Genomic DNA, 26,818 nt, shown 5'->3' with positions numbered 1-26,818 from the left:
TTTTCCAATTTTTAGTTACAGACTGCCAATGTGAAATGTTTTTTGTTCCAGATATTCATCAATTCCGTAGCGGGAACCTTCCCGGCCAATACCGGAGAGTTTCACGCCGCCAAACGGCGCGACCTCCAGGGAAATGGCGCCGGTGTTAAAGCCGACCATGCCAAACTCCAGTGCCTCCGCTACCCGCCATGCGCGCCGGATGTTCTCGGTAAAGAAATAGGCACCCAGGCCGTAAGGCGTGTCATTCGCCATCGCGATCGCCTCCTCTTCATCATCAAAGATAAACAGCGGCGCGACCGGACCAAACGTCTCTTCATGGGCGATGCGCATGGCGGCGGTGACCTCACCGAGCACCGTCGGCTGCACAAAAGTGCCGTTGCCCTGGCTGATGCCGCCGGTCAGCAGCGTTGCACCCTGACTGAGCGCATCATCGATATGACCGTTCACTTTCTCCACCGCGCGGCTGTTGATCAAAGGGCCAATAGTGCTGTCGGGCGCAAAACCATCCCCCACTTTCAGGGTGGCGACCGCCTCCAGCAACCGGGCGGTGAAACGCGGATAGATACTTCGCTGCACCAGGATGCGGTTAGCGCAGACGCAGGTCTGCCCGGCGTTGCGGAACTTGCTGAGCATGACCCCCGCGACGGCAATCTCAATATCCGCATCATCAAACACGATCAGCGGCGCGTTGCCACCCAACTCCAGACTCAGGCGCTTGATGCTGTCGGCGCTCTGTTGCATCAGCAACTGTCCGATGCGGGTTGAACCGGTAAAGGAGATTTTACGTACCGTGCGGCTTTCGGTCAGCGTCGCGCCAATCTCCGTGGGCAGGCCGGTCAGCACCTGCAACACGCCGGCAGGGAAGCCGGCGCGCTCTGCCAGCACCGCCAGTGCCAGCGCCGACAGCGGCGTCAACTCAGAAGGTTTAACAATAATCGGGCATCCGGCGGCCAGAGCGGGCGCCACCTTGCGGGTGATCATCGCAATCGGGAAGTTCCACGGCGTGATTGCGGCGGCAACGCCTACCGGCTGTTTCAGCACCAGGATGCGCCGGTCCTCGCTGGGCGCGGGAATGGTGTCGCCATAGATTCGGCGTGCCTCTTCCGCGAACCATTTCACAAAGCTGGCTCCATAGAGTACTTCGCCTCTGGCTTCCGCCAGCGGTTTGCCCTGCTCGGCGGTCATGATAATCGCCAGGTCGTCTGCGTGTTCAATAATCAGTTGATGCCACTTTTCCAGCAGCGCGGCGCGGCTGGCATTGGTGGTTTTGCCCCAGCTGATGCGCACCGTTTCCGCATAAGCTATCGCCTGCTCGGTTTCTGCCCGACCCAGTGCCGGAATGGTCGCCAGGGTTTCGCCCGTGGCGGGATCGGTAACCGGCAGCGTGGCGCCCTGATGCGCATCCTGCCAGCGTCCATTAAACAGCGCCTGCTGGCGCAGCAGATCGCTATCGTTAAGTTGTAGTCGCGACATATCATCCCCTTGTGGTCAGCTGATTCCACTTTATCGTGCCGGGTCAGCGCAGGATGTTGTTGTGCGGGGTGAGAAAGGTCGATGAGAGAAATTTTCGCGGTGATTTGAAATTTTATGCCGTGCGTAAACAGGCGCGCATCCGGGTGGATGCGCCGTGTACTTAAATCTGGTAGTCGATAACCGGTTCGTCGTCATTGCTGTAAGAGAGCGCCTGACGCTTGATCTCTTCCAGCGACAGGTTGGCGTTGCAAAGTTCCAGGAACTGCCAGACGTAGTTGCGTTGCAGCTGGCCGCGCTTGAGGCCGAGCCATACGGTGCTGGCATCGAACAGATGCGTGGCATCGAGGCGCACCAGCTCTTCACTCTCTTCAGTTTCACACGCCTGATCGGCCAGTATCCCCACGCCTAAACCGAGTTTGACGTAGGTTTTCACCACATCGGAGTCCTGAGCACTGAGCACGATATCTGGTTTTAAACCGGCCGTCTGGAATGCACGGTCAACCCGCGAACGTCCGGTGATACCCTGCCGGTAGGTGATCAATGGATAGCGGCTGAGCGTGCTCAGTGAAACCGGCTGATTCTGCACCAGTTCATGCCCTTTCGGCACCAGTAAGGCGTGATGCCAGCTGAACCAGGGGAACGCCGCCAGACTGCTGTTGTTGACCAGTAATTCACTGGCGATCCCAATGTCCGCCTCGCCCGCCAGCAGCATGGTCACAATTTCCTGCGGCGACCCCTGATTGAGTTCAAGCCGGACGTTGGGATAGAGCTGACGAAACGCTTTGATGACTTTCGGCAGGCTGTAGCGCGCCTGAGTATGGGTAGTGGCTATGGTCAGGATGCCACTGGTTTCATTGGTAAAGACATCGGCCAGACGTCGCACTTTGCCCGCTTCATCCAGGATACGCTCAGCGATGGTCAGCAGCGCTTTGCCCGGCTCGGTCATCCCCAGCAGGCGCTTGCCGCGACGGATAAAGATCTCAACCCCGAGTTCATCTTCCAGGTCACGGATGTGCCGACTTACTCCCGACTGGGACGTAAATAGCGTATTAGCGACTTCCGTTAAGTTAAACTCACAGCGGGCCGCCTCGCGGATGATTTTAAGCTGCTGGAAATTCACGGTATTTACCTCCCTTTACATAATCTGATTATCTGATGGTAAGAACTATTATTGATAACCGGAAATACTAAAAAATTCGAATTTATGACTTTAGGGAATAAAGGGGTGGGTTTTAGGGGGGCGGGCTGGCGCTGAGGAGGTTTTGGTTCGGTGCGCGGACCGGCGCTGGGAAGAATTTGTTCGCTGCGCGAACGGGCTATGAGAAGGTTTCGTTCGCCTGGTAAGCCAGGCAGTTTCAGATTCGCCTCTGCAGGCGACCGACAAGGGGGCGCCAGTCGCCGCGCCCCCTTGACCCCGGGCTCCGACCTGCTTCACCGCCGCTTCGCGGTTCCTTCGCTACTTCAGGATTTCTCACGGACCAGCGGGACGCGCCATCCATGGCGCGAACCCGCCTCTTCGCGACATCCCTGTCGCTCATCCTGAAATCCCTCATCCGCTCAGCGGTTCTGACGGCCTCCCCACCCCCTCGCTGTTATCTTTTCTTTTTATGTTGGGCTCGCTGTCGCGATGAGTTTGGGAATTGCCTCTGACTTTTGGCTCAGCAGACCGAATGTTATTCAACCCACGTGCTGTTATCTCTGCTTTTTATGTCGGGTACTTTATCGCTGCAGTTTTTTGGGATTGCCTCTGACTTTCGGCTCAGCAGACAGAATGTTATTCAACCCACGTGCTGTTATCTCTGCTTTTTATGTCGGGTACTTTATCGCTGTAGTTTTTTGGGATTGCCTCTGACTTTCGGCTCAGCAGATAGAATGGCCTTCGACCCCACCCACTGTTATCTCATTTTTGGGTCACTGAGAATGTTGCGGTGAACTTCAGGAATTGAGACTGGCTTTCAGGCCATCAGACAACTCAGCACCAAAGAAAACATAAAGAAATAAAAGGCGGGGGTTTGTGAGAGGCGTCCGGAGCGCTGAGGAACAACCTGAGGCAAGGATGAGCCGACAGGACGTCGGCGAAAGGACGGCACGAGCCAGGGATGGCGAGTCCGGACGGTCCGTCGGCCGCAGGGCGTGACGAAGGTACCCCGCACAGCGGGGCGCGCAGGCAGCCGGACGCCGGGATTGTTAAGGGGCGGGCGTCCGCCCCTTGACGCGTCCGCCTGCACAGGCAACCTGAAACTCCCCAACGCCTGGCGGGTGAAACTTCCTCAGTGCATACCCGCTGCTAAAGGCTCACAGCCTCCACCGCCTGGCGGGCGTAAACCGCTCAGTGCTCACGCGCGGCTAAGTGACCTGAAACTCCCCATCGCCTGGCGGGCGAAACCCGCGCAGTGCAGCCCGCTGCAAAGCGAAACTCACTGCAAAGCGAAACCGGCTGGTTGCCAGCCCGCTACAAGCCCCCTCTTAACTCACTAACATCAACTCCCGCTCCTCACTCAGCGGCTTATTCAGCAGCGACAGCAGGATGTTTTTCACTGCCTGCGCTGAAGGCGACAGCGGCAACCGGGCGGAGACGTTCAGTGACAGCGGCAGACTCAATGACGGACTGTTGATGCGTGACATCCAGGCATCGGTGGAACCCACTAGCGAACGGGCGGCGGACTCAGGTAATACGGTCACGCCCATGCCGCTGGAAATGGCTGCGGTCAGGGTTGAAATCGATTCGATTTCACCGATGATGCGTGCACTCAGCCGACGCAGCGAAAAGGCCTCATCGACCCGCTTGCGCACTGCGCTGTAATCGCGCGGTAAGAACAGACTCATCTGCGCCACATCGGCCAGATCGACGCTGGCACCCGGGTAATCGGTGGCGCCTACCAGAAAGAGATCCTCTTTCATCAGCGGCATGCTGGTGATCCCGGCAGTGGGGGCGCGATCGTACAGCACCGCCATATCCAGCTGACCGTTCATCACTTTCTCATTCAGCACGCTGCCGCTATTTTCGTGCAGGTAAACCAGCACTTCCGGAAATTGATCGCGAACGGTCTGCAACAGCGGCATGGTCAGCGATGAAGCCGCGGTGCCTGGGGCAAGCCCAATCGATACCTGCCCACTCAGCACCTGACCGGCATTGATCACCGCAGTCTGGGCCTGCTCACACTGGCGCAGAATAGTGCGCGCATGACCATAGAGAATCTTACCAGCCTCAGTTGGCGTAACGCCGCGCTTGGTGCGAATCAGCAACTGCTGATCCAGTTCATTTTCCAGCGTCGCGACCTGCTGACTGAGTGCAGGCTGGGCGATGTGCAACACTTCTGCTGCCTGCGTCAGACTGCCGATATCGACGATTTTCACAAAGTACTTCAGTCGTCTTAAATTCATCTTGCCTCCGTCACTCACCCCGAATAGCGAAATGGGTCTGATCCCATCGCCCTGATAACAGAGATTTTGCAAGATGCAGGCCAGGTTTAAAAAATTCAGGCCATCAAGCAGCCAGATTTTTCCTAACGGCCCGGAAAATAAGCGTTTCTGATTACCTCTTATGGGTTAATAAGGATCATAAATAGCTGAGTAGAGAGAGTAAAGCAGTCAGGCGCACTGTGACAGTGCAGACGCTGCGAGTAAGACGTGCAGAAAAGTGATGACAGGCTGTACAGTTTGAGTGCAGTGGAAACGCATTGCACATGATGAAGGCTTGTAGCGCCTGAACAGAGGCGTGAAAAACAGGGAGTTAATGTAACCGCTATCAGCGGGATTTCTTATCACTGGCGGATGCCGGATGATAAAAAGCAACCGTTGCCCTCTCCCCCATACGGAAGAAGGCAACGGCTACCCGTTAGCGTTTTTTGCGGTTACGGTGCATGTCGATAGAGACCGCAGCCACAATAATCATCCCTTTGATGATGTCCTGAATGTACGCATCGACACCAACGAAGGTGAATCCGCTTTTAATCAGGCCAAGGATCACTGCGCCAATTAAGGTGCCGGTGATACGGCCTACCCCCCATCAGGCTGCTGCCACCGATAACGGCTGCGGCAATCGCATCCAGCTCGTACGACATCCCCATGCTCGACTGACCACTGCTGACGCGAGCCGCCAGTACCACGCCCGCCAGACCAGAGAGTCCGCCGGCGATGGAATAAACAATGATCAGGTACTTATTAACGTTGATACCGGAGACTTTCGCCGAGGTCATGTTACCGCCGATGGCATAAACATATTTACCGTAGCGGGTATGTTTCAGGGCGATGTGGAACAGAAATGCCACCACCAGGAAAATGACCACCGGCATGGCACCCTGCCCGATTGAAGTAAAGCCGTCGGACAGGAAGCTGATTGGATTGCCCTGCGTGTAATACTGCGCCAGACCGCGTGCCGACACCATCATGCCCAGCGTGGCAATGAAGGGTGGAATACCGGTGCGGGTAATCAGTACACCATTGACCACGCCCGCCAGCAAACCGACGCCGATACCGGCCGCGATAGGGATTGCCGCAGGCATATTGACCAGCGACGGATACATTGGCGACAGACTGTCAGAGGTCTGCGCCAGGCTCGCGGCCACCACCGCCGCCAGGGCGATAACGGACCCGGAGGAGAGATCGATACCGGTGGTGATGATGACCTGGGTCACGCCGACGGCGATAATCCCGATAATCGCCACCTGCAATACAATCAGGATCAGACGGTTGGTGTTAAGCAGGAAAGACTGGTCACGCACATACCAGCCAAACATTTCAAAAATCAACGCAATCCCCACCATCACCACGAAAATGCCGGTATCTTTCGGCAATTTATGACGCAGGCTGGCAAAAAAAGAGGGTTGCTGCGGGGCTGCCGGAGTGGCAGTAGCTTTCATATTGCTCATAGTGGTCTCGCGCCTCACTCGGATGCCAACGACAGAATGGTTTCCTGATCGGCTTCTTCTTTATCGAGGATGCCGGTTATACGCCCGCCGTGCATAACCATCACCCGGTCGCTCATGCCAAGAATTTCCGGCAGTTCAGAGGAGACCATGATGATAGCCACGCCACGGTTGGCAAGTTCACTGATTAAGCGGTAAATCTCCGCTTTTGCGCCGACGTCAATGCCGCGCGTCGGTTCGTCCAGAATCAGAATCTTCGGTTGCGCCAGCAGCCAGCGGGCAATCAGGACTTTCTGCTGATTACCGCCGCTGAGGTTATTGATGATTTGATCCATGGTCGGCGTTTTAATGTTGAGACGACGGATTTGATCCATGCAGTCCTGCGCCATCTTCACATGGCTGACAAATCCGCTTTTACCGCTGTACTCCGGCATGTTAACGATGCTCATGTTCTCCATCACCGATAGCACCAGAAACAGGCCGGACTTTTTACGGTCTTCGGTGAGGAACGCCATGCCCTTTTCAATCGCGGTTGAGGGTGAGTCGATCGTCACCGGCACGCCATCAATTAAGATCTCGCCGCTGTCGAAGCTCTCCATGCCGAACAGGCTCTCCATCACCTCGCTCCGGCCCGCACCCACCAGTCCGGCGACGCCGAGGATTTCACCCCGCCGCACACTGAAACTGACGTCGGTAAAACGATCTTTGCAGGTGAGATTGCGCACCGTCAGCACCTCTTCCCCGATGGCGCTGTTAAATTTCGGGAAAAGCTGGGTCAGTTCGCGTCCCACCATCTGAGTAATCAGCGACTGGCGGGTATATTTCGACGTCTGATCGCTGGCGATCCAGGTGCCGTCGCGGAAAATACTGATTTCATCGGTAATGTTGAAGATTTCATCCATCTTGTGGCTGATATAGATGATCGCTTTACCCTGCTCCCGCAGGTCACGAATGATGGTAAACAGATGCGCCACTTCGGTTTCTGTCAGCGCGGAGGTGGGCTCATCCATAATCACGATGTCTGAATCCCATGACACTGCTTTGGCAATCTCAACCATCTGCTGTGACGCGATGCTCAGCTCGCCCACCATCCGATCGGCTTTCAGGCGGATATTCAGGCGGTTCAGCAATTCCTGCGTCTTCTGATTAAGTCGGGCGTGATCGACAAACCCAAATCTCATCGGTTCGCGACCCAGCCAGATATTCTCGGCAACGGTCATGTAAGGCACCAGGTTGAGTTCCTGGTGGATCATGGAAATACCGGAACGCAATGCGTCCATGGTGTCCTGAAACTGCACCGGCTCCCCTTTAATTTTGATGGTGCCCTGATCGGGACGATACATCCCGATCAGGCACTTCATTAAAGTGGATTTGCCCGCGCCATTTTCGCCCATCAAGGCATGTACCGTTCCCGGACGCACCCGCAACGAAACGTTGTCGAGGGCTTTTACGCCGGGGAAGAACTTGCTGATGCCTTCGGCTTCAAGCGCAAACGCGTTCATACATCACCTCCGTACTGCTGGGTCGGGAACGACTATTTCAGGTTACGCTTGGTAAACTGTTCCATGTTGTCTTTGGTAATCAGCTGGTAAGGGATGTTGATGACTTTCTGGACTTTTTCGCCATTTACCAGTTTGACCGCCGTCTGCACCGCACCTTCACCCTGGCCCTGCGCATCCTGGAATACGGTCGCGACCATCTTGCCCTGCTTCAGCATCTGCAGCGCATCGGGTGTGCCATCGACGCCAGCGATCAGGATTTTGTCCGGGTTTTTACCCAGCGCCTGCAGCGCACCGATCGCCATTTCATCGTTGTTTGAAGCGATGGCATTGATCTCATCACCGGCGGTCATCCAGTTACTGACTACGTCTACCGCATCGTTACGGGTAAATTTGGCGGTCTGTTTCTGAACAATTTTGATGCCAGGGAATTTAGCCGCAACCTCTTCCACACCTTTGGTACGGTCACGGGTCGCTTCATTCGCCAGATCACCCATCAGGATGGCAACATTGCCTTTGCCGTTCATCGCTTTAGCCAGCGCTTCCATCTGTAAGCGTCCGGCCAGTTCCGAATCGGACCCGACGTAGGCCATTTTGCCGGTCAGTTCAGCCTGTGGACGGCGGTTGACAAAGATCAGCGGGATACCCGCTTTGCTCGCCTGGTCCATAATCGGTTTCACCGCATTGGTATCGACCGGGTTGACGATCAGCGCATCAACACCCTGACCGATAAAGTTCTGAACCTGCTGCAGCTGCTGTGAAACGTCGCCTTTTGCATCCTCAACCTGCCCTTTAACGCCATCTTTCTGCATCTCTTTCTGCATTGAAGTACGCAGAATGGTGAGGAAGTTGTCATCAAACAGCGCCATGGAGACGCCAACCGAGATATCTTTTGCCATAACCGCGGCAGGTAACATGCAGGCTAACAGTGAGGCGACAATCGTTTTTTTAATGTTCATAGGGACCCTTCTTATTTGTTAACTTGCTCAGCGGCTGTGACCGCGAATGAAAAATATCTTTTACATTCACCCAGCCTGTCTGGCGTCTGTTTCGGGAAATTTGAGGTAAGACTTCAGGTTCTGACTATTTTTGTGATCGACCACTCCTTTTCACAATCACTTGATCTGCAAACAGTTAACTTCAAAATAGCGTTTCACTTTCAGACGATAATGACGACCGTGATGATAAGCAGTTTATTTATTCCATATAATCACGTTTTGAAATTTTTATCATAAAAGCACTGAAACGGTTGTTTTAACATCGGCAAACAACAAAACTTTGACATGCCTCTAACATCTGCGGAGAAATGCCCGCAAAGTGAGATCCTGTTGGCAGTTTGAAAATCCAGCAGAATCGGGTAAAAATCGCCAATCCGCTGCTTTTACGAGCATCTGAACGCAATTCAGTAAACAGGGCTTTGACAAGCGGGATCTGCGCCGCTAATATTCGCCCCGTTCAAGCGATTCCTCTGTAGTTCAGTCGGTAGAACGGCGGACTGTTAATCCGTATGTCACTGGTTCGAGTCCAGTCAGAGGAGCCAGAATCAGAAAAGCCCGCTCAGGGAAACCTGAGCGGGCTTTTTGCTTTTATGTTTTCGGTCACTACGGCATGACATCCCCGTCTGAATGGCTTACACCTCAAACCCGTAGTGCGAGCCGTCCGGCAGTTCCACCACCAGCCGCAGCTTACCCCCTGCCGCATCGATATAGCGCTTGAGTGTGGAAAGCTTCAGGTCGCGGCCCTGCTTCTCCATGCCCGCCACGGTAGGCTGTGTAATGCCCAGCGCCTTTGCCATTTCGACCTGTGTTTTCTGCACTTTCTCGCGCAGCTCGGCAAGGTGAATGTTGAGCAGGATATCCGTCGCCATCGCCTGTGCGTCGGCAACGACTTCCGGTTTTTCATCCGCAATAAGCTGTTCAAGCGTTCTGCCCATCTGGTTACTCCTCATCTTTAAAACTATTCAGCCAGTGTGTAAATTCCCGATCGGCAACCGGAAGCATCTCCTGATAAAAACGCTTTTCATTACCCACCTTATTGCTGGCACAAAGCACAATCGCCGTTCGGTTTGGGTCAAAAGCAAAGAAAGCCCTTATCGGATCGCCACGACTCTGAATACGCAGCTCTTTCATGTTGATATAAACAGAGCCTTTTAGCGTATCCGCTTATGGCCTGGACAACCCCGGCCCTTTTTCGCGCAACACCATTAATGCTGCCAGTACGCAGGCGCGATCGCTCTCATTAAGCAAGGTAAACCAGCGATCAAACCTCTCCGTCGTTTTAATCATCCACACGGGAACTCCTTATTAATATAGGTCAAATGCTATATAGATGTAAAGCGATAATCGAGTGTGATGCAGGGGGATTTCAGATGCCTGTGCCTTTAGTGCAAAGTGAGAGAAGCGTTCAGTCGGGTCAGTGATGAATCCACACAACCTTTATCGTTTTGCGAGTTGTACCGGATTGGTTATGGGGTGAGATGATGTGAGGCGTTGTTATCAATAAGAAAGCCCGCTCAGGCTTCCCGGAGCGGGCTTTAATTTTGTTCGCATCGCTTCCCTGCCAATGCAGAGTGACGCTTTTAGCGCGTGATTACGGCAGCGCGATACGGGCAATCTCGTCAGTGCCTTTGGTGGAGGAGTCTTTGTTAAATTCCGCCTTAAGCGTGACATAGAGCGTGTTGTTGTCCGGGCCAATCAACAGGCTGTTTGGATTCTTGTCAAACGACCAGCTGTTTTTCACCGCGTAGGTGGTGGCATCCAGTTGCAGCACTTTCTTCGATTCGCGCTGGCTGATGTAAAGCTCATTGCGTTTAGCGTTGAACTTGATGCCCATCGCATCGCCTTCGATGCGCTTGATCACTTTGCCGGTGCGCTCATCAAAGATCAGCGTCGCTTTGCCTTTGGAGTCGTCAGTAACAAACAGGCGACCGGTAGCAGGATCTTCCGCCATGTTCAGGAACAGATACTCTTTGCCATCGCCTGCGGTCCAGCGCTTCTCAATTTTATGGCTGCGTGGATTGATCACCAGAATTTCACCCGAGCCATTGGCCGCATAAATGCGCTCAGTCAGCGGGGAATAGATGATACCGGTGACCCATTTCCCGGCGTTTTTAATCTCGGTTTTCAGCTTAAAGGTTCGGGTATCCACGACGGAGATATAGCCCGGTTCGGCTACGCGACCGACATAAAGCTCGTTGCCGTGCCACAGGACTTCACGCGCACCAGCCGGATAGCCCTCTTTACTGATCTTGCCCGGGAACACCAGACGCTGCAGCACTTTGCCACTCTGGGCATCCACTTTGGAGATCGCGCCATCCAGTGAGTTGGTGGTGTAGAACACCTGACCGTTTTCATCGATAGCGGTACCAAAGTTTTTCATGTCGGTATGCGTTTCGCCTTTGGTCGTCAGCGTGGCCGGATCGAGACGATAGATCATGCCGCCGTTCACATCCTTAAACGCCTGCGCGCTGGCGACAAACAACGCTTTTGACGCAGGAGAGTAAGCCATTTCGTACAGACCATCACCCAGAGCGCGTTGTGTCACTGCGGTATTAACCGGTTTTGGGGCTTCAGCGGCAGGCGCATCGGCTTTTTTAGCTGGTGCCTGACACGCTGTCAGGCTAAAGGCAGCGGCAACTGCCATGGCAACAGCGGCTTTGCGCGGGCTTAACGATTTCATGCTGAACTCCGTCAGGGAATAAAGAATGAGAATCATACGCATTAACAGCCACTAATCAAATGACGACGCTGCTATCCATGCCTGTCCGGTCATTTTACCCGCGTTAAACTGCTTAACTGTCCCGTTTTTTACCGCCTGAACGCCCTTTTTCTGCTTTCAAATCAGGTAAACACCAGCAACTAAATGGCTTTATATCTGCCTATCACACTGAATTATAGATAATTAACATAAAGTTACACTTTCGATTGAATCCTTTGCAGAATATATAAAGCAAATGATTATCATTGGCGTTCTCATAACTGGCTGAGCGTCTTTCTCCAGAAGATGGGTAGATAAAAAATAACAACCAGAGACACAACGGTTTAATTCAATACCAATTTTTAATGGAAAATTTTATGGCTCGTAATGGCAGGGAATCAGGTTTCAGAAACAGCTTCAGCGTCTCATTACTGGCACTGGTGATACATGCCCTCTTCCACCCCGCCCTGGCGGCGGAGGAGACATCGCAGGATATGGTGGTCAGCGCCACAACTGACGAAACCAGTGACAGCGGTAAGCAGAATTACGCGGTGCAGACCACCCGCGCGGGCACCAAATTAATGCTGACACCGCGAGATGTGCCTCAGTCACTCAGCGTGGTGACGCAGCAGCGAATGCAGGATCAGGATCTGCAATCGGTTAATGATGTGCTGACCAACGCCACCGGTATCTCCACCAATCTTATCGACAGTGAACGCTCCGAGTACTATTCACGCGGCTTCAAAGTCAGCAACTTCACTTTCGATGGCATTCCGACCTCGGTTAACGATACCTGGAATTACGGCGATGCGGCGTCAGACACGGCAATCTATGACCGTATTGAAATCGTGCGCGGTGCGACCGGTCTGATGACCGGAGCGGGCAGCCCTTCGGCCTCGATTAATATGGTACGTAAACATGCTGACAGCAAAACCGCGACCGGCACGCTGAGTGCCAGTTATGGCAGCTGGAACAAGCAGCGCTACGTGGCGGATCTCTCTGCCCCGCTTAACAGCGATGGCAGCCTGCGCGGCCGCGTGGTGACCGGTTATACCGATCAGGAGAGCTGGCTGGATCGCTATCAAAAAACCAAAAAGTTCATCTACGGCGTGATTGATGCGGACCTTACCGACAAGACGACGCTGTCACTGGGCTACGACTATGAAGATGACAACACCGGCAATCCAACCTGGGGCGGCCTGCCGATGTTTTACAGTAACAACGCCACGACACATTACGACCGCAGCCTGAATTCGTCAGCTAACTGGGCGCGTTACAACACTAACTCGCGCAAAGTTTTTGCGGATATCGACCATAACTTCGATAACGGCTGGAATATTCATATTAACGGCACGCACGCAGAGAATACCTTCAGCGATAAGCTGCTCTATGTGATGGGCAATCCCGATCAGGAGAGCGGTGAAGGCACCACCGGTTACGGCAGTATGGATCGCGGCAAGCGTAAAATGGATTCAATCGATGGCTTTGCCAGCGGCCCGTTTGAACTGCTGGGACGTCAGCACCTGTTGATGGCCGGAGCAAGCTACAGCCGCCAGCATAATGCCGCCTATAGTCAGGATGGATTCAGCGATGCGGAGGCGGGTGAAATCACTGCCGCCGATATGGGGATTTTCAATAATAGCTGGACCGGTAACGTTGCAGAGCCTGAATGGCAGGGCTGGTATCTTAACGATGATGACACTGTTCGTCAGAAATCGGTCTATAGCGCTGCACGCCTGTCGCTGGCCGATCCGCTGTCGCTGATTATTGGCGCTCGCTATACCCAGTGGAGCACCCATGGCAGCAGCGGAGAGATGACTAAAAATAACACCACACCTTATGCAGGGCTGGTGTATGACATTAATGACACCTGGTCCGCCTATGGCAGCTACACCGCCATTTTCCTGCCGCAGACTTATCGCAATACGCACGGCAGTTACCTCTCACCAGTGACCGGTAAAAGTTACGAGACCGGCCTGAAATCCGCCTGGAACGATGGCCTGCTGACCGCCAGCGTGGCGCTTTTCCGCATCGAGCAGGATAACGTCGGACAGGCAATTGATGGTGTTTATCTGAGCGGCAATGAGCAGGCCTATGACGCCGCCAAAGGTGCAGTCAGTAAAGGTGCCGAGTTCGAGCTGAATGGCGCGCTGACCGATAATCTGCAGCTGACCTTTGGCGCAACCCGCTATGTGGCACGCGATAAAAGTGGCCGGTTCAACAGCTATCAGCCGCAAACCTCATTCAAACTTTTCACCCGTTATCAGTTAGCCGCGATCCCCGAGCTCACCGTTGGTGGCGGAGTTAACTGGCAGAACCGGGTGTTTAAAGATGTGACCAATGCCAGCGGCGACAGCGTACGGGTATATCAGGGCAGCTATCCACTGGCCTCGTTGTTTGCCCGCTATCAGGTGAATAAGCAGGTTGCCGTGCAGGCTAACGTCGATAACCTCTTCGACCGTGAATATTACAGCTACATGAACAGCTACGTTTACGGTGAGCCACGTAACCTGAATGTCAGCGTTTCTTATCAGTTCTGATAATGGTGAGCTGAGAGGCCAGACAGCCCGCGATTGCGGGCTGTCTGGTGGGCTGATTTAACGGGCAGGATGCGTGTCAGGGCTGTCCTTCCATATTCCAGCGCGCTGATCCCATCACATCGAAAACATGCTGGTCGGTGAAAGCCGGAAATCTGGCGCGTTTTGCCGCCACTTTGAGCGCGTTGCAATAATCTTTATCGCCCCCTTTGATAATAAAATTATCCAGGGTGCCATCAATTTTGAAATCCAGATGGGCATTACAGCGTTTCCCCTTCCAGGCGTGCGGCTCTGATAGTGCAGCATCCAGCGCTTTTTTAATGCCAGATGCCTGCTGACCATAGATATCGTTGTCCCCGACTTTTCCTGAACGGTTATAGCTGCAGGTTTCGAGTGCGCTTTTTTTAATGCATTCGTGTGGAGTGAGAGGTGCACAACCGGCTAACAGGGCACAGCAGAAAATGGGAATGATCTTTTTCATGGATAAGTCCTTTTAGGTGGAAAGGGAACGGCGTCCTGCTCCGTGGTTATTCTGATATCAGGCTAAGCTAAACCCATACAAAGTGAATCAAAATAAGGTTGTTTTCCCGTTTTTTCTCCGAGAGGTTACACAAGCTTTAATGATGGATACAGCTTCTTATAATGAATAAACTTCTTCACTAAAGCAAAATCCCTTCATTACATACATCACTAATACAAGAAAAGCAACAACACAAAGCAACAGAAAAACTTATAAATTGCATTGCATATTTTTTTATATCTTAATATAGTTAAATTTGGATAATGGTCATCCATTTTAAAAGAAGATATTTTATAGAGGCTTACTATTATGACATATACGCAGCTCACTGATAGCTCTTTTTGGTTAGCATTGCAACAAAGGAAAGACTTGGAAAAATATGGCAATTTAAATTGTGCTTTATATGCTATTGAATTACACAATAATATTGATAGCATTGATTTAATTGCTCCAGACATTATAACCGAAGGCGGTGATGATGAAAACATTGATATATTAATGACAGACAGGGAAAGCAAACAAATATATCTAATACAGTCATATCAATCCTCCATATTTCGACCTCAAGGAGCTAAACCATCAAAGGCTCAAGAAACATCCTACGCTGAAACAGCATTACTTTCAGCTAATATTGAAAATGTTCCTTTAAGAATTCGAGATCAAGTTAAAGATGCAAGAGAAGCTTTAAAAAACAAAGAAATTGAAAAGATAAACGTTTGGTTTGTGCATAATTGCCCCGAAACTTCTGAGTGTGAAAAACCATTACACTCTATTGGAAGATCAATCATGGATAAAGTTAAATCAACTTTTCAGATTGAAAATTTAAGAGTAAGTTCTAAGCAAATGGGTTTAAACTCTCTCGATGAACTCTATAACTCTCAGCATAGCCCAATTCTAATATCGGATAAAATATCATTAACAGAAATTTATGGATTTTATCAAAGTTCAAATACACATTGGGCTTCATTTTCTACATTTGTTTCGGGCAAATTCATCAAACAATTATACAGCAGTTATGGTGAAGATAAGTTATTTAGTGCTAATGTGAGATCATATCTAGGGAGTAATAAAAAAGATTTATCCATCAATAAAGAAATACAAAACACAGCCAAGTCACACCCCCAAAATTTCTTTGTTTTTAATAATGGAATTACAGCATTAGTCCACGACTTCGAAATGGATTTTATTGGTGATTCAAACAGTCTGGGGCAGCTAAAAAGCGTGACAGGAATTTCGATTGTCAATGGCGCTCAAACTACGGGAAGTATATCTAATATCGAAAAAGAACCTAGTGAAAATCTTAAGATCGCCATTAGATTTATTAAAGTCGACAATCCAGAATTGATTAATGAAATAACACTTGCTAACAATTCACAAAATAAAGTCCTTCGTTCAGACTTTCGTTCAAGTGACCCAATACAAAAAAGATTAAGAAGAGATTTTGAAAAAAATAAAGAGTCTTTATATACAGGTGGTCTTCGTCAAGTATTAACACCAGCTCAAAAGAGAATCTTGCTTCCAACAGATACTGTTGCTCAAATATTGATAGCATTTCATGCACATCCTACAAGTGCATATCATAGAAAAAAAGACATCTGGGATGATGAAAGCCTTTATAAGAAGGCGTTTGACGATACAATTACTATGAGTCATATTATTTTTGTATACTCATTAAATGAAGCTATAAGCCTTGTTAAATCAGAATTCAACGAACAATTTAGACATAATCAACTTCCCGAAATAGATACGATAAAACATAAGCTATTAACACAACCTGGAGTTTCATTACTAATAATACATGCTATTTCTAGTATAGTAGAGATAGTTATAGGCTCAGCAATACCTAACAAATATATTTTGTCTTTTAAAAATGGAATTAATAGAGAAAGAGCTAGAGAGTTGTGGTTACCCGTGATCAAAAGAGTATTAACAAGAGCCGCACTATTAGAACCAGCCACAGCAGGAAGGTTGTCAAAAAGCAAAGAGATTACAGATATTATCACTCGTTTTCAGAGTGATATGGATATGTATCGAGATGACTTTAAAGAGTTGTTACCACAATTTGTTTCTAATATATATTATTAATAAAAAGCAGCCTCTTAATAGAGGCTGCTTTTTGAATAATAAAATTCAAAATGTTTAAAATTAAAAAACGCAATTAGAATTATTTTAGTAACCAAATAACTACAGCAACAAGTACAAAAACCAATGCTGTCTACATTGGACTTTTAAGTAGCATTCTAAAACTATATAAGTTTTATTCACAACACTTCAAGCCCCAGATTCTCCCGCAGCGTAGCAAACTCATACTCATCGCGAAACAGCCCGCGACGACGCAGTTCCGGGATCACCAGCTCCACAAACAGATCCAGCTGTTCCGGCATAATGGCTGGCATGATGTTAAAGCCGTCCGCCCCACCCTGCTCCAGCCACTGCTGGAAGTCGTCGGCGATATCTTCAGCGGTACCGACAATCACGCGGTGTCCGCGTGAACCGGCGGCGACGGCGGCCAGCTCACGCAGCGTCAGATTCTCGCGCTTTGCCATATCGGTCATCAGCTTAACGCGACTCTGATTACCTTCGCCCAGCGGAACCTCCGGTACCGGGCCATCCAGTGGATATTGGCTGAGATCCATACTGAACCGCAGTGAGAGCTGACGAAGCCCGTTCTCGATATCCACCAGCGTATTCAGCTTTTTCCACAGCGCCTTCGCCTCCTCACGCGTGCGGCCAATAATCGGCATGACACCGGGCATGATCACGACATGATCCGGGTTACGCCCGGCGGCAATGACCTGCTCCTTTTGAGTGCGATAGAACGCTTGCGCTTCCTCCAGACTGGCGGAGGCGGTAAAGATCACTTCCGCTGTCTCAGCCGCCAGCTTCTGACCATCAGCAGAAGAACCTGCTTCGATAATCACCGGACGTCCCTGCGGCGAACGCGTGATGTTCAGGGGGCCTTGCACCTGAAAATGCTCGCCCTGATGGTTGATCGGCTTGATCTTCTCATCAACAAAATAGTCCCCGGTCGCTTTGTCAGGCTGCACTGCCCCCGCTTCCCAGCCCCGCCACAATTTGTCTGCCACCTCAAGGAACTCCCGCGCACGGGCATAGCGGGAAGCGTGATCGGGCATGTCGCTTCGGCTGAAGTTACGTGCAACGTCAGTGGAAAACGAGGTCACGACGTTCCACGCGGCCCGGCCACGGCTGATGTGATCCAGTGACGAGAAACTGCGCGCCAGTGTAAAGGGATCGCTGAAGGTGGTAGAGGCGGTTGCGGCCAGGCCAATACGTCTGGTGTTGACCGCCAGCGCCGCCAGCATCGTCAGCGGTTCAAGGCGTGCCATGGTCGACGGCAGACGATACATGCTGGTTGCCAGTGCATCACCCACAAAGAACAGGTCGAACTTACCCGCTTCAGCTTTTTTAGCCAGTGTGATCAGCCAGTCGATGTCAGTGGGATCGCCCAGCTGTTCCGTCAGACGCCAGCCGCTCACGTGCTGACCCACCGGTTGAACAAACAGGCCGAGCCGCAGACGACGTGAGGGAGTGAAATGATTCATGAACGATTCCTGGTCTGTAAGGTGAAAAGGCGCGCCGCAGCGCGCGCTTAAAAAAGGGTGTCCGTCGCCAGCAGCGCCTGCTCCAGCGCGCGGGCAGAGATGCTAAACGGCAGCCGTTCTGCGCAGGCCTGGGGGAATTTAATCTGCTGCGCGATGTTGCGCAGCGCGCTATGGCGATCGCCGCGTAACACCGGCAGCTTCAGCGGCATATCGTAGTGTCGCAGCAGCGCAAGGAGTTCCGCATCCGCGACGCCGTCATGTTCCATCAGCGACTGCACCAGCAGGCTGAAGCCGACTTTCTCACCGTGCAGCCAGTGATGCAGCTCCGGCAGGTGTGTCAGTCGATTGTGAATGGCGTGCGCAAAGCCCGGCGTCGGCAGCAGGTTGCGCACACTGTTCGCCAGCCCGGCGAGCACGATAGTGGCATCAATGACCCTGACCAGTTCAGGCGTGACCCGCTGCTGATGGCAGGCCAGGATCGCGGCGTCTCCCTGCTGCCGGAAAGTGCCCAGCGCCTGCCGCGCAGTCATCACCTTAAGATCCAAAGCCAGATCATCAGGGTTGTGCTGCTGGTAAGGCCGGAATTCATAATATTTGGCCAGCGCATCCACAATACCCGCTTTCAGGTAGCGCACGTCGCTCCGGGCGATCACTTCACTGTCCACCAGCACCAGCTCCGGCATTTTTCCCAGCGGCTGGCTGCGCAGATGGCCGCCTTCCTCGTTATAGATGATGGCAATCGGTGACCAGGCTGCGCAGGTTGCTGCCTGGGTCGCAAAGTTAACCAGCGTGACCGCCGGCAACTGGCTGGCAGCGGCTTTAGCCGCATCCAGCACGCGTCCACCCCCAATAGCCAGCAGCAGTTCTGCGCCCTGCTGCTCGGTATGGTGTTTTAAGCTGGCGATGGCCTGTTCGGTACATTCGCCCTCTAAATAGTCGAGCTGCCAGCGGATGCCATTATCTTCAAGACTCTGGCTTAATTCCGGATTAACCGCCTGCCACGCCTGAGGAGAGGTAAAAATACGAATATGGGTGGCATAAGGTTTAATAAACTGACCGGCGCGGATGCGCAGGCCCGCCTCATGCGCATAGGCTCGCGGAGATGTAATGGCTAACACAGCAGCATCCTGATTATATTAAATAGAAAAAGACTTTTATTACAGTAAGTTAAGAGCGTTTCATGGAATTTAATTTCTTTTCTGAATACTACGACAAATAACAATTTAAGCAATCAAAAACCGGCCATTTCATATTCACAAATCCGCATTAGGTTAGTTATTTTTCACACATAGCGACCCGGCTTTTACTGTTAATCTCTCTTTCTGGCTGAATGAATTAACTGCCCGTTTGGCAGTTTTCCGGGAAATATTATGCAACTCGATTTTCGTCAGGTCAGAGAAGATGAGGTAGATGTTTATCTGGCGCTGATGCATGCCGCCTATGCACCAATTAAAGCACTGGGCATTAAATTTGATGCCGCTACGGCTGACCGCGCTACAGCATTACTCCATCTGCAGAATCATGGCGTGTATGCGCTCTACATGCGTAACCAGATGGTCTCATCAGTGACCGTTCGCTATCCCTGGGGGCCGCTGCCCGGCCCGTTTGGGCTGCCGCATATCGGCTGGTTTGGCGCGCATCCCGACTATCCCGGCCACCATTTTGGTCGCCAGGTTCAGGATCGGTTAGAGCAGGAGATCCTGATCGGTCAGTTGCATGCCCCTGCGGTCTCGCTGGGCACCGCCACCCATCACCCCTGGCTGAAAGAGATGTATCTGAAGCGTGGCTTCCAGACGATGCATACCCGCGATCTCGGTAAAGGTCACATCACCCTCTATATGAAAAAAGTACTGGACCCGGCGGCACATGATGCCTGGCTGAGCCGCCAGACAGCAGCAGAAGGAAACCCGCTATGAGCAGCGATAATCCCGCATCACTGGGCGAACAGCCGATCGCGTTTCGCCACGAACCGCACCGTTTTCCGGAGCTACCGCAATGAACCTGAGCGTAATGCTGGCTGAACATATCCTTTATAGTCAGCCGGATGAGTCAGCGCACCAGCACGCGCGTGAAGGTGTGCGGGACTTCCTGGCGGTGAGCTGGCCGGTGTTACAGGGCGAGGTGCCGGATAGTGGCTTACCGGCACTGCGCACAATCTACCGCGACGGCAGCGTGCGCTCGCAGGCGCTGCTGCTGGGCTATGCCGGACATGCGCTGGACTACGATGATTTTCATGCCGATTTTCGCGGTCATCCCAGTGTAGTGATCCTGCCCGCCCTGCTCGCCTGGCAGCAATATCAGCCAAAGCGGCTGAACCGTTTTCTGGATGCTTACGTCACGGGCGTGGAAATGGCAGGTCGCCTGGGTCTGGCTATCAGCCAGCAACATTACGCGCTGGGCTATCACAACACGGCAACGCTGGGCACCCTGGCAGCGTCGGCGGCACTGGCGCGTTTGCTGGCGCTGGAGAGTGATGCAACCGCGACTCTGCTGGGGATCGCTGCCACCCAGGCCAGCGGGCTACGCGCGCAGTTTGGTTCGGCGGTGAAACCACTGCACGCTGGTTTTGCCGCAGAACGTGCGGTGTCAGCGGCTCTGCTGACACTGGCCGGAATAGATGGCCGTCAGGCGGGTGTGATTGAGGCTTTTCTGGCAGCCAGCAGTTCTGGTCAGGCGCAGCCGGAGAAATTGCTGGAGAACTGGGGCAGCCCCTGGCGGATTAGCGCGCCCGGACTGGAGTTCAAACCTTTCCCAACCTGCGCAGGCACCCACAGCGCAGCGGAAGCGGCACAAATGCTGCGCCAGCAGTGGCTGGCAGCCGGCAAACCTCTTGATGCGCTGCTGAGCCAGATTGTCGATATCACCGTCGCCTTCCCGCCAGGCGGTGACATCGCCGCTTCCATATCAGTTCCGACGCACGGCATTGAAGCGCGTTTCAGCCTGGAATATGTGATTGCTGCGATGCTGATCTACGGCGATCTGCGTTTACAGGATTTCGCCGAAGGCGATCTCAATCATCAGATTATGCCGCTGGCTGCCCGCATCCGTCGTACTCCCGATGAGCGCGCGCCGCCCGATGCGATCAATCCCGCCCTGCGCTTCCATGACGTCACGCTGACGCTGAGTGATGGCACAAAGCTGCATCAGCGCCGCACGCGCCAGCAGTCACTGGCAGAGAGTGTGGATATAAACAGGAAACTGCAGCTGGCGCTGAAGGAGGCATCGCCCGATCTGCTGGCAGCCAGTGAGCTGCGTTCAACGGCAGATTTGCAGGCACTGGGGCGCGCAGTGCTGAGCGCCCTGTAACCGACTCATAACGGGGGAATAAAGGCCTGCACCGGTGTGACTTCCCCGGCAAATTTACGCACCTGTACCACCGTAATCTGCCCGCTACATCCCTGCGCCAGAGATGACGTCCCGATATCCAGCGTCAGCACATTGGGATTACCGTGACGACAAAGCGGACGGGCGGCAGTGGCGTCGACCGGATCGTACCAGGCACCGGTTGGCAGCTGTACCACGCCAGGCATAATGGTGTCGGTGAGACGTGCGCTGGCGAGCACATGGCCCCGATCGTTATAAAGCTCAATGATGTCGCCATCCGCGATAGCCCGGGCTGCGGCATCTTCGCTGTTGAGGCTGCAGACTTCACGCCCGCCACGCTTGCCACTCTGACTGAAATCACCAAAATCGAGCTGACTGTGCAGGCGCGTCGCGGGCTGATTAGCAATCAGCCAGAATGGGTAGTCGGCGCTGGGTTTTTGCTGCGGTTCACGCCATACCGGATGGCCGGGACAGTTGTCATAACCAAAGCTGGCGATAGTGGCGGAGAAGATCTCAATTTTGCCGCCTGCTGTGGGCAGCGGAGCGGCGTCAGGGTCAGCGCGAAACGCATTGATCATCCGTCCACCATCCTTCACCTGCGGCAACGCCAGGATGCCCTGCTGCCAGAACTGATTGAAATCCGGTGTCTGCACCTGATGCGCCGCCAGTTTTTCCTGTAGCTGATGGTAAAGATGCTGCAACCAGCCACGCGCATCGCGCCCTTCGCTAAACGCTTCTTCCCTGCCAAGTTGCCGGGCCAGCTCACGGAAAATCGTGTAATCGTCCCTGGCTTCGGCGTAAGGCTGTGCCACTGGCTGCATGGCGATTAAATGGCGATCGGTCGGCGCACCGCCGATATCCTCTCGCTCCAGGGTCATGGTGGCGGGCAGGACGATATCAGCATGACGCGCACTGGCGGTCCAGACGCTCTCATGCACGATGAACGTATCCAGCTGGCAAAACGCCTGACGCAGCCGGGCCAGATCCTGATGGTGGTGAAACGGATTGCCACCCGCCCAGTAAGCCAGCCGGATATGAGGATAAGTAAGCTGACGGCCATTGTAGTCAAACCTGGTGCCAGGATTAAGCAGCATATCGGCAATACGGGCTACCGGAATAAAGCGGTCGATGCCATTTTTACCCTGCGGCAGGGGCGGAAAACTGACCAGATTGTGATGTTTGCCATAATGGCCCAGCGCACCCAGGGCATAGGTATAGCCGCCGCCGGGCAGCCCGGGCTGTCCGAGTGCCGCCGCCAGCACCAGGCCAAGCCACACCGGTTGTTCGCCATGCTCGGCGCGTTGTAAGGCATGGGCGACCGTCACCAGTACGCGCTTGCCGTGCAGCTGTCGGGCGAACTGCCTGATCAGGTCGCTGCTGACGCCACAGATCGCGGCCGCCCACGGCGCATCACGCACCACGCCATCCTCTTCACCCCGGATGTAGGCCACCATCTGAGGCCAGCCGACACAGTAGCGCGCCAGAAATGCCTCATCGGTTAACCCTTCGGTGATTAATACCGCCAGCAGGCCGAGTATAAACGCCGCATCCGTTCCGGGTCGCAGCGCCAGCCACTCACCCTGTGCTTCCTCTGGCAAATCGCTTTTCAGTGGGCTTACCGAGATAAAACGGGTGCCGCGCTGTGCCGCACGCTGCATAAAACCGCGCTCGGTATGCTCACTCAGGCCGCCGCTGGCCACCTGGGCATTTTTCAGCGCCAGCCCGCCAAACGCCAGCACCACCTCGCTGTGACCGGCAATCTCTTCCCAGCTCACGCCACGCCGGGCGACTTCATTCATGTCGCCCACAATATGCGGCAGCAATACCGATGCCGCGCCGGAGCTGTAGCTGTTAACTGAGCGAACATAACCGCCCAGCGTGGTGTTCAGGAAACGGTGCACCTGACTTTGGGCGTGATGGAAACGGCCTGCGCTTGACCAGCCGTAAGATCCGCCAAAAATCCCCGCCGGGCCGTAAGCCTCACCGACCCGCTTAAGCTCCTGTGCAACCCGATGACTGGCTTCCTCCCAGCTAACCGCGACATATTCATCTGCCCCACGACGCCGATCCGGGCCAGGCCCGTTTTCCAGCCAGCCACGCCTTATCATCGGCCGTGCGACGCGTGCCGGGTGATTAAGTGCATGACGGAAGTTTTGCAACAGCGGACTGGGGTCGGGATCGCCCCCGAACGGCTCAATCAGCAGTTGATCGCCGCTGCGCTGAGCGTGAAAAGCGCCCCAGTGGGCGCTGTGCATTACCGGTTTCTGCGTCATCCTGCTTCCTGGCTATCACAAAAGAAACGGTGCTCAGAGCACCGTTGCGATAAAGTTTCTGACGCGTCCGTTGTCCGGATCGTCGAGTACCTGCTGCGTCGGGCCAGCCGCCACAATTTTGCCGCTCTCCATAAAGACGATGTTATCGGCGACCTCGCGGGCAAATCCGATTTCATGGGTGACAACCACCATGGTGATACCGGAATGCGCCAGCTGTTTAATGACCTGCAGCACTTCACCCACCAGTTCAGGGTCAAGCGCCGAGGTCGGTTCATCAAACAGCATAACGCCAGGATCCATCGCCAGTGCGCGGGCAATCGCAACGCGCTGCTGCTGACCACCGGAAAGGTTTTGCGGCCACTCATCTTCGCGACCAGACAGCCCCACCTGTTTCAGCAGCGCCAGTGCTTTGCTGGTCGCCTGATGGCGGCTCTGCTTTTTCACCCGCATCGGCGCATCCGTGATGTTCTGCAGCACGGTACGGTGCGGGAACAGGTTAAATTGCTGAAACACCATGCCGATTTCCGCCCGCTGGCGTGCAATGGCACTGCTGTTGAGTTCGTGCAGCGCCTGGCCTTTTTGTCGGTATCCCACCATCTGGCCGCCGATACGGATGGTGCCACCATCCAGCTTCTCAAGGTGATTAATGCAGCGCAGCAGCGTGGATTTACCGGAGCCGGATGGCCCCAGAATCACCGTGACCGACCCGGCAGGTATATCCAGGTTAACGTCGTCGAGGATGGTTACGCCAGAGAAGCGCTTAGTGACCTTGCGCAGTGCAATTGCTTCAGCCATTGCTCACACTCCTTTGGGTTTTCGGCAGCGAAAAGCGCGGCAACGACGGCCAGAGGCTGCGCTTTTCACGTCGCGTGACACCGCGGCCAAAATAACGCTCCACGTAATACTGGCCCACCGACAGCACTGAGGTCATCAGCAGATACCACAAGGTGGCGACCAGCAGCAGCGGGATCACTTCATAGGTGCGCTGATAGATAATCTGCGCCGAAAACAGCACATCCTGCAGAGAAATCACTGACACCACTGCCGTGGTTTTCAACTGGCCAATGATCTCGTTACCCGCTGGCGGCATAATGGCGCGCATCGCCTGCGGTAAAACGGTATGACGGAAAATCTGAGCCGGGCGATATCCAAGCGCGCGTGCCGCTTCAATCTGCCCATTACCCACGCTCTGGATACCCGCGCGCACAATTTCTGCGGCATAGGCGGACTGATGCATGACCAGCGCGATCACTGCCGCACTAAACGGGCTGACCAGCGCGTTGGACTGTGCACTCCAGATCTCACCTAAACCGGGAATCGACAGCGCTATTGTGGGATAGAGCGCCGCGATGTTGTACCAGAGAAACAGCTGCACCAGCATCGGCACACCACGGAAAAACCAGGTGTAGGCCCAGCTCACCGCAACCAGAACCGGGTTTGATGAGAGACGCATCAGCGCCAGCACCGTGCCGAAGGCAAAGCCCAGCACCACTGAAATGGCGGTGAGCTGCAGCGTCATTAACACCCCCTGCAGAATGGAGGGCGCAGTGAAGTTGTCTGCGATGATCCCCCACTCAAAGCGCGGATTGTTAATCATCGAATGTGCCATCGCCACCACGCACAACAGCACCACCAGCGCACTCAGCCAGCGTCCGTAGTAGCATTTACTGACGATTTTCAGATCGTCAGTGTGGTTCTGAATCTCACTCATTTAAAAATCTCTTCGTTGCGTCGGGCTTCGGTCACAGCACCAAATCCGATTCCCCAGTTATCGAGGATTTTCCGGTAGCTGCCATCTTTGATTAAGGAGTTGAGCGCGGCCTGCACGGCAGGTTCAAGCGGAGAGGCTTTCGGGAAAGCGACAGAGACCGGTGCATCGTTAACGGTGATTTCGCCGCTCATGGTCAGCGGTTTGATTACCTTAACCTGCCACAGCAGCCCCTCATAGGGACCCAGGAACAGCGGTACGCGACCGCTGACCACCGCCTGCACGCCAGCCGGACGATCCGGGAATATCGCTACCTTGATGGGCTGCTTACCTGCGGCCTCACAGGCTTTACTGGCTTCTTCCAGCCGCGTAACCTGGGTGGTACCGGAACCGGCGCCGACCTCTTTGCCGCAGACGTCACTGAGTGATTTAAACGGGGCGATACTGGCGTCTTTTCGGGAAATAATTCCCAGCAGGCTGGCGTTGTAGTAGCCGACAAAGTCGATCTGTTTCAGGCGGGTCGGTGTGGCATTTATGTTCGACAGCGCCACATCGTAACGTCCGGTTTTCAGACCGGGAATGATGTTGTCGAAGCCGCCCGTGTCGCGCCACTCTACCGCGATACCCAGACGTTCACCCACCGCATTCATGATGTCGATTTCGCGACCAGCCAGCGTCTTATTATCTTCTTTATAAAAGGTAGTTGGCGGCGTATTCGGGTTTGTTCCTGCCACAATGTAGCCACGCTTGAGGATATCCGCAGGAATCAGCGTTTTCAGCGCCGGATCGGCTTTGACATGTATGCTGCTGTCAGCAGGCACTGAGGGTTCTGCCGCAAAGCTGACGGATGCGTTGAGCACGAGTGTGAAAAGGGTCATTCTTTTTATCAATTTCACCGGAACCTTTCTCCTGATATTTAAAATGTTCCCCCAGAGGGAAAAGCGATCGTGACCTGTTGTCAGCGCTGAAAGAAAGCCAGATAAGCGGCGGGCTCCAGAGCTTTTATCATTCTCGTAACGTTCTGTTGTCATTCTCAGTGAAGACCGGCGGCGATCACAAATGCTAAAACCGGGAATATTTTGCTGGAATATGGCAATGGCGCGCGTTGCCAGCCTGTTGCACAGGTGCTGGCATCCTGTGACCGAAGAGAGGAGCAGATCAGGAAGGATTGGCGAGGCGAGAAAACGTCATACTGCGGTTAATTAATTGGCACAGCCAGGCTCTGATGATTAATGAAAATATAATTTCATTGATAAGTATTTATTGGAAAATCATCCCTCTGCGCCTGACTGACGCTTTTTTACGGGACTTATTTGATCAAAATCAATAACTATTTATTCAGGTAATGTAAAGGCTG

The 26,818-nt window shown here is 53.4% G+C and carries 18 protein-coding genes, 1 tRNA gene and 2 pseudogenes; 5 read left to right on the top strand and 16 right to left on the bottom strand.

The features are described from left to right. Positions 1 to 15: 15 nt before the first annotated feature. From ACR8BN_RS07325 to ACR8BN_RS07300, 6 genes and pseudogenes are all read right to left on the bottom strand, one after another. A complete protein-coding gene (locus ACR8BN_RS07325) occupies positions 16 to 1,473 on the bottom strand; it encodes an NAD-dependent succinate-semialdehyde dehydrogenase (protein WP_275102964.1) in 1,458 nt (485 codons plus the stop codon). Between the two features lie 160 nt (positions 1,474 to 1,633). Beyond that, positions 1,634 to 2,593, bottom strand: coding sequence for an HTH-type transcriptional regulator Cbl (cbl, locus tag ACR8BN_RS07320; RefSeq protein WP_039389569.1), 960 nt, complete (start codon positions 2,591 to 2,593; stop codon positions 1,634 to 1,636). A gap of 1,346 nt (positions 2,594 to 3,939) precedes the next feature. Further along, entirely contained in the window at positions 3,940 to 4,857 is a 918-nt protein-coding gene (nac, locus tag ACR8BN_RS07315) for a nitrogen assimilation transcriptional regulator NAC (protein WP_010247899.1), read from the bottom strand. A 454-nt stretch (positions 4,858 to 5,311) separates the two neighbouring features. Beyond that, positions 5,312 to 6,335: pseudogene (locus tag ACR8BN_RS07310) on the bottom strand (ABC transporter permease). 23 nt (positions 6,336 to 6,358) lie between these two features. Continuing rightward, the gene (locus ACR8BN_RS07305) at positions 6,359 to 7,843 is read right to left on the bottom strand and encodes a sugar ABC transporter ATP-binding protein (protein ID WP_039389407.1); all 1,485 of its coding nucleotides are present in this window, start codon (positions 7,841 to 7,843) and stop codon (positions 6,359 to 6,361) included. 32 nt (positions 7,844 to 7,875) lie between these two features. Continuing rightward, complete coding sequence (locus ACR8BN_RS07300; RefSeq protein WP_031591254.1) at positions 7,876 to 8,799, bottom strand: sugar ABC transporter substrate-binding protein; 924 nt, start codon at positions 8,797 to 8,799, stop codon at positions 7,876 to 7,878. Between the two features lie 505 nt (positions 8,800 to 9,304). On the opposite strand from ACR8BN_RS07300, the gene ACR8BN_RS07295 reads away from it, so the two are divergent. Further along, positions 9,305 to 9,380, top strand: a tRNA-Asn gene (locus ACR8BN_RS07295). Between the two features lie 90 nt (positions 9,381 to 9,470). Here ACR8BN_RS07295 and ACR8BN_RS07290 read toward each other — a convergent pair. From ACR8BN_RS07290 to ACR8BN_RS07280, 3 genes and pseudogenes are all read right to left on the bottom strand, one after another. Then, positions 9,471 to 9,773, bottom strand: coding sequence for a helix-turn-helix domain-containing protein (locus ACR8BN_RS07290; RefSeq protein WP_434747472.1), 303 nt, complete (start codon positions 9,771 to 9,773; stop codon positions 9,471 to 9,473). 4 nt (positions 9,774 to 9,777) lie between these two features. After that, a pseudogene (locus tag ACR8BN_RS07285) lies at positions 9,778 to 10,131 on the bottom strand (type II toxin-antitoxin system RelE/ParE family toxin). Between the two features lie 298 nt (positions 10,132 to 10,429). Further along, the gene (locus ACR8BN_RS07280; RefSeq protein ID WP_029519619.1) at positions 10,430 to 11,518 is read right to left on the bottom strand and encodes a YncE family protein; all 1,089 of its coding nucleotides are present in this window, start codon (positions 11,516 to 11,518) and stop codon (positions 10,430 to 10,432) included. A 395-nt stretch (positions 11,519 to 11,913) separates the two neighbouring features. Between ACR8BN_RS07280 and fhuE the strand changes: the two genes are divergently transcribed. After that, entirely contained in the window at positions 11,914 to 14,076 is a 2,163-nt protein-coding gene (fhuE, locus tag ACR8BN_RS07275; protein WP_434747471.1) for a ferric-rhodotorulic acid/ferric-coprogen receptor FhuE, read from the top strand. A gap of 76 nt (positions 14,077 to 14,152) precedes the next feature. On the opposite strand, the gene ACR8BN_RS07270 is transcribed toward fhuE, so the two are convergent. After that, complete coding sequence (locus tag ACR8BN_RS07270) at positions 14,153 to 14,554, bottom strand: cell envelope integrity TolA C-terminal domain-containing protein (protein WP_010247930.1); 402 nt, start codon at positions 14,552 to 14,554, stop codon at positions 14,153 to 14,155. A 348-nt stretch (positions 14,555 to 14,902) separates the two neighbouring features. Between ACR8BN_RS07270 and ACR8BN_RS07265 the strand changes: the two genes are divergently transcribed. Beyond that, entirely contained in the window at positions 14,903 to 16,678 is a 1,776-nt protein-coding gene (locus tag ACR8BN_RS07265; RefSeq protein WP_434747470.1) for an AIPR family protein, read from the top strand. A 176-nt stretch (positions 16,679 to 16,854) separates the two neighbouring features. Here ACR8BN_RS07265 and ACR8BN_RS07260 read toward each other — a convergent pair whose 3' ends face one another. Both ACR8BN_RS07260 and ACR8BN_RS07255 read right to left on the bottom strand, forming a co-directional pair. Next, the gene (locus ACR8BN_RS07260; protein WP_346458865.1) at positions 16,855 to 18,156 is read right to left on the bottom strand and encodes an LLM class flavin-dependent oxidoreductase; all 1,302 of its coding nucleotides are present in this window, start codon (positions 18,154 to 18,156) and stop codon (positions 16,855 to 16,857) included. A 47-nt stretch (positions 18,157 to 18,203) separates the two neighbouring features. Continuing rightward, positions 18,204 to 19,274 carry an iron-containing alcohol dehydrogenase family protein gene (locus tag ACR8BN_RS07255; RefSeq protein WP_434747469.1) on the bottom strand — a complete coding sequence of 357 codons (1,071 nt, stop codon included), beginning with the start codon at positions 19,272 to 19,274 and terminating at the stop codon, positions 18,204 to 18,206. A 252-nt stretch (positions 19,275 to 19,526) separates the two neighbouring features. On the opposite strand from ACR8BN_RS07255, the gene ACR8BN_RS07250 reads away from it, so the two are divergent. Next, the gene (locus tag ACR8BN_RS07250) at positions 19,527 to 20,072 is read left to right on the top strand and encodes a GNAT family N-acetyltransferase (RefSeq protein ID WP_434747468.1); all 546 of its coding nucleotides are present in this window, start codon (positions 19,527 to 19,529) and stop codon (positions 20,070 to 20,072) included. A 79-nt stretch (positions 20,073 to 20,151) separates the two neighbouring features. Further along, positions 20,152 to 21,462, top strand: coding sequence for an MmgE/PrpD family protein (locus ACR8BN_RS07245; protein WP_434747467.1), 1,311 nt, complete (start codon positions 20,152 to 20,154; stop codon positions 21,460 to 21,462). Positions 21,463 to 21,467: 5 nt separating this feature from the next. Here ACR8BN_RS07245 and ACR8BN_RS07240 read toward each other — a convergent pair whose 3' ends face one another. From ACR8BN_RS07240 to ACR8BN_RS07225, 4 genes are read right to left on the bottom strand one after another with little or no spacing between them, the layout of a single operon-like run. After that, positions 21,468 to 23,753, bottom strand: coding sequence for a molybdopterin-dependent oxidoreductase (locus ACR8BN_RS07240; RefSeq protein ID WP_434747466.1), 2,286 nt, complete (start codon positions 23,751 to 23,753; stop codon positions 21,468 to 21,470). A 33-nt stretch (positions 23,754 to 23,786) separates the two neighbouring features. Further along, complete coding sequence (locus tag ACR8BN_RS07235) at positions 23,787 to 24,548, bottom strand: amino acid ABC transporter ATP-binding protein (protein ID WP_022624977.1); 762 nt, start codon at positions 24,546 to 24,548, stop codon at positions 23,787 to 23,789. Continuing rightward, entirely contained in the window at positions 24,541 to 25,464 is a 924-nt protein-coding gene (locus ACR8BN_RS07230) for an amino acid ABC transporter permease (RefSeq protein WP_434747465.1), read from the bottom strand. The genes ACR8BN_RS07235 and ACR8BN_RS07230 overlap by 8 nt, the downstream gene beginning before the upstream one ends. Continuing rightward, positions 25,461 to 26,339, bottom strand: a complete 879-nt coding sequence (locus tag ACR8BN_RS07225) for an ABC transporter substrate-binding protein (protein WP_010247954.1) — start codon at positions 26,337 to 26,339, stop codon at positions 25,461 to 25,463. The genes ACR8BN_RS07230 and ACR8BN_RS07225 overlap by 4 nt, the downstream gene beginning before the upstream one ends. Positions 26,340 to 26,818 lie beyond the last annotated feature (479 nt).

It is taken from the genome of Pantoea sp. Lu_F5_004 (assembly GCF_051136245.1).
Taxonomy (GTDB): domain Bacteria; phylum Pseudomonadota; class Gammaproteobacteria; order Enterobacterales; family Enterobacteriaceae; genus Pantoea; species Pantoea agglomerans.
The sequence above is the reverse complement of the archived record's forward strand: the minus strand, read 5'-3'. Positions and strand labels throughout refer to the sequence as shown.

Coding starts and splice junctions, on each gene's coding strand:
- ACR8BN_RS07250 (WP_434747468.1), top strand. CDS start 19,527: ATGCAACTCGATTTTCGTCAGGTCAGAGAAGATGAGGTAGATGTTTAT.
- ACR8BN_RS07260 (WP_346458865.1), bottom strand. CDS start 18,156: ATGAATCATTTCACTCCCTCACGTCGTCTGCGGCTCGGCCTGTTTGTT.
- ACR8BN_RS07245 (WP_434747467.1), top strand. CDS start 20,152: ATGAACCTGAGCGTAATGCTGGCTGAACATATCCTTTATAGTCAGCCG.
- nac (WP_010247899.1), bottom strand. CDS start 4,857: ATGAATTTAAGACGACTGAAGTACTTTGTGAAAATCGTCGATATCGGC.
- ACR8BN_RS07280 (WP_029519619.1), bottom strand. CDS start 11,518: ATGAAATCGTTAAGCCCGCGCAAAGCCGCTGTTGCCATGGCAGTTGCC.
- ACR8BN_RS07235 (WP_022624977.1), bottom strand. CDS start 24,548: ATGGCTGAAGCAATTGCACTGCGCAAGGTCACTAAGCGCTTCTCTGGC.
- ACR8BN_RS07300 (WP_031591254.1), bottom strand. CDS start 8,799: ATGAACATTAAAAAAACGATTGTCGCCTCACTGTTAGCCTGCATGTTA.
- ACR8BN_RS07240 (WP_434747466.1), bottom strand. CDS start 23,753: ATGACGCAGAAACCGGTAATGCACAGCGCCCACTGGGGCGCTTTTCAC.
- ACR8BN_RS07270 (WP_010247930.1), bottom strand. CDS start 14,554: ATGAAAAAGATCATTCCCATTTTCTGCTGTGCCCTGTTAGCCGGTTGT.
- ACR8BN_RS07305 (WP_039389407.1), bottom strand. CDS start 7,843: ATGAACGCGTTTGCGCTTGAAGCCGAAGGCATCAGCAAGTTCTTCCCC.
- ACR8BN_RS07265 (WP_434747470.1), top strand. CDS start 14,903: ATGACATATACGCAGCTCACTGATAGCTCTTTTTGGTTAGCATTGCAA.
- ACR8BN_RS07325 (WP_275102964.1), bottom strand. CDS start 1,473: ATGTCGCGACTACAACTTAACGATAGCGATCTGCTGCGCCAGCAGGCG.
- ACR8BN_RS07230 (WP_434747465.1), bottom strand. CDS start 25,464: ATGAGTGAGATTCAGAACCACACTGACGATCTGAAAATCGTCAGTAAA.
- ACR8BN_RS07225 (WP_010247954.1), bottom strand. CDS start 26,339: ATGACCCTTTTCACACTCGTGCTCAACGCATCCGTCAGCTTTGCGGCA.
- ACR8BN_RS07290 (WP_434747472.1), bottom strand. CDS start 9,773: ATGGGCAGAACGCTTGAACAGCTTATTGCGGATGAAAAACCGGAAGTC.
- fhuE (WP_434747471.1), top strand. CDS start 11,914: ATGGCTCGTAATGGCAGGGAATCAGGTTTCAGAAACAGCTTCAGCGTC.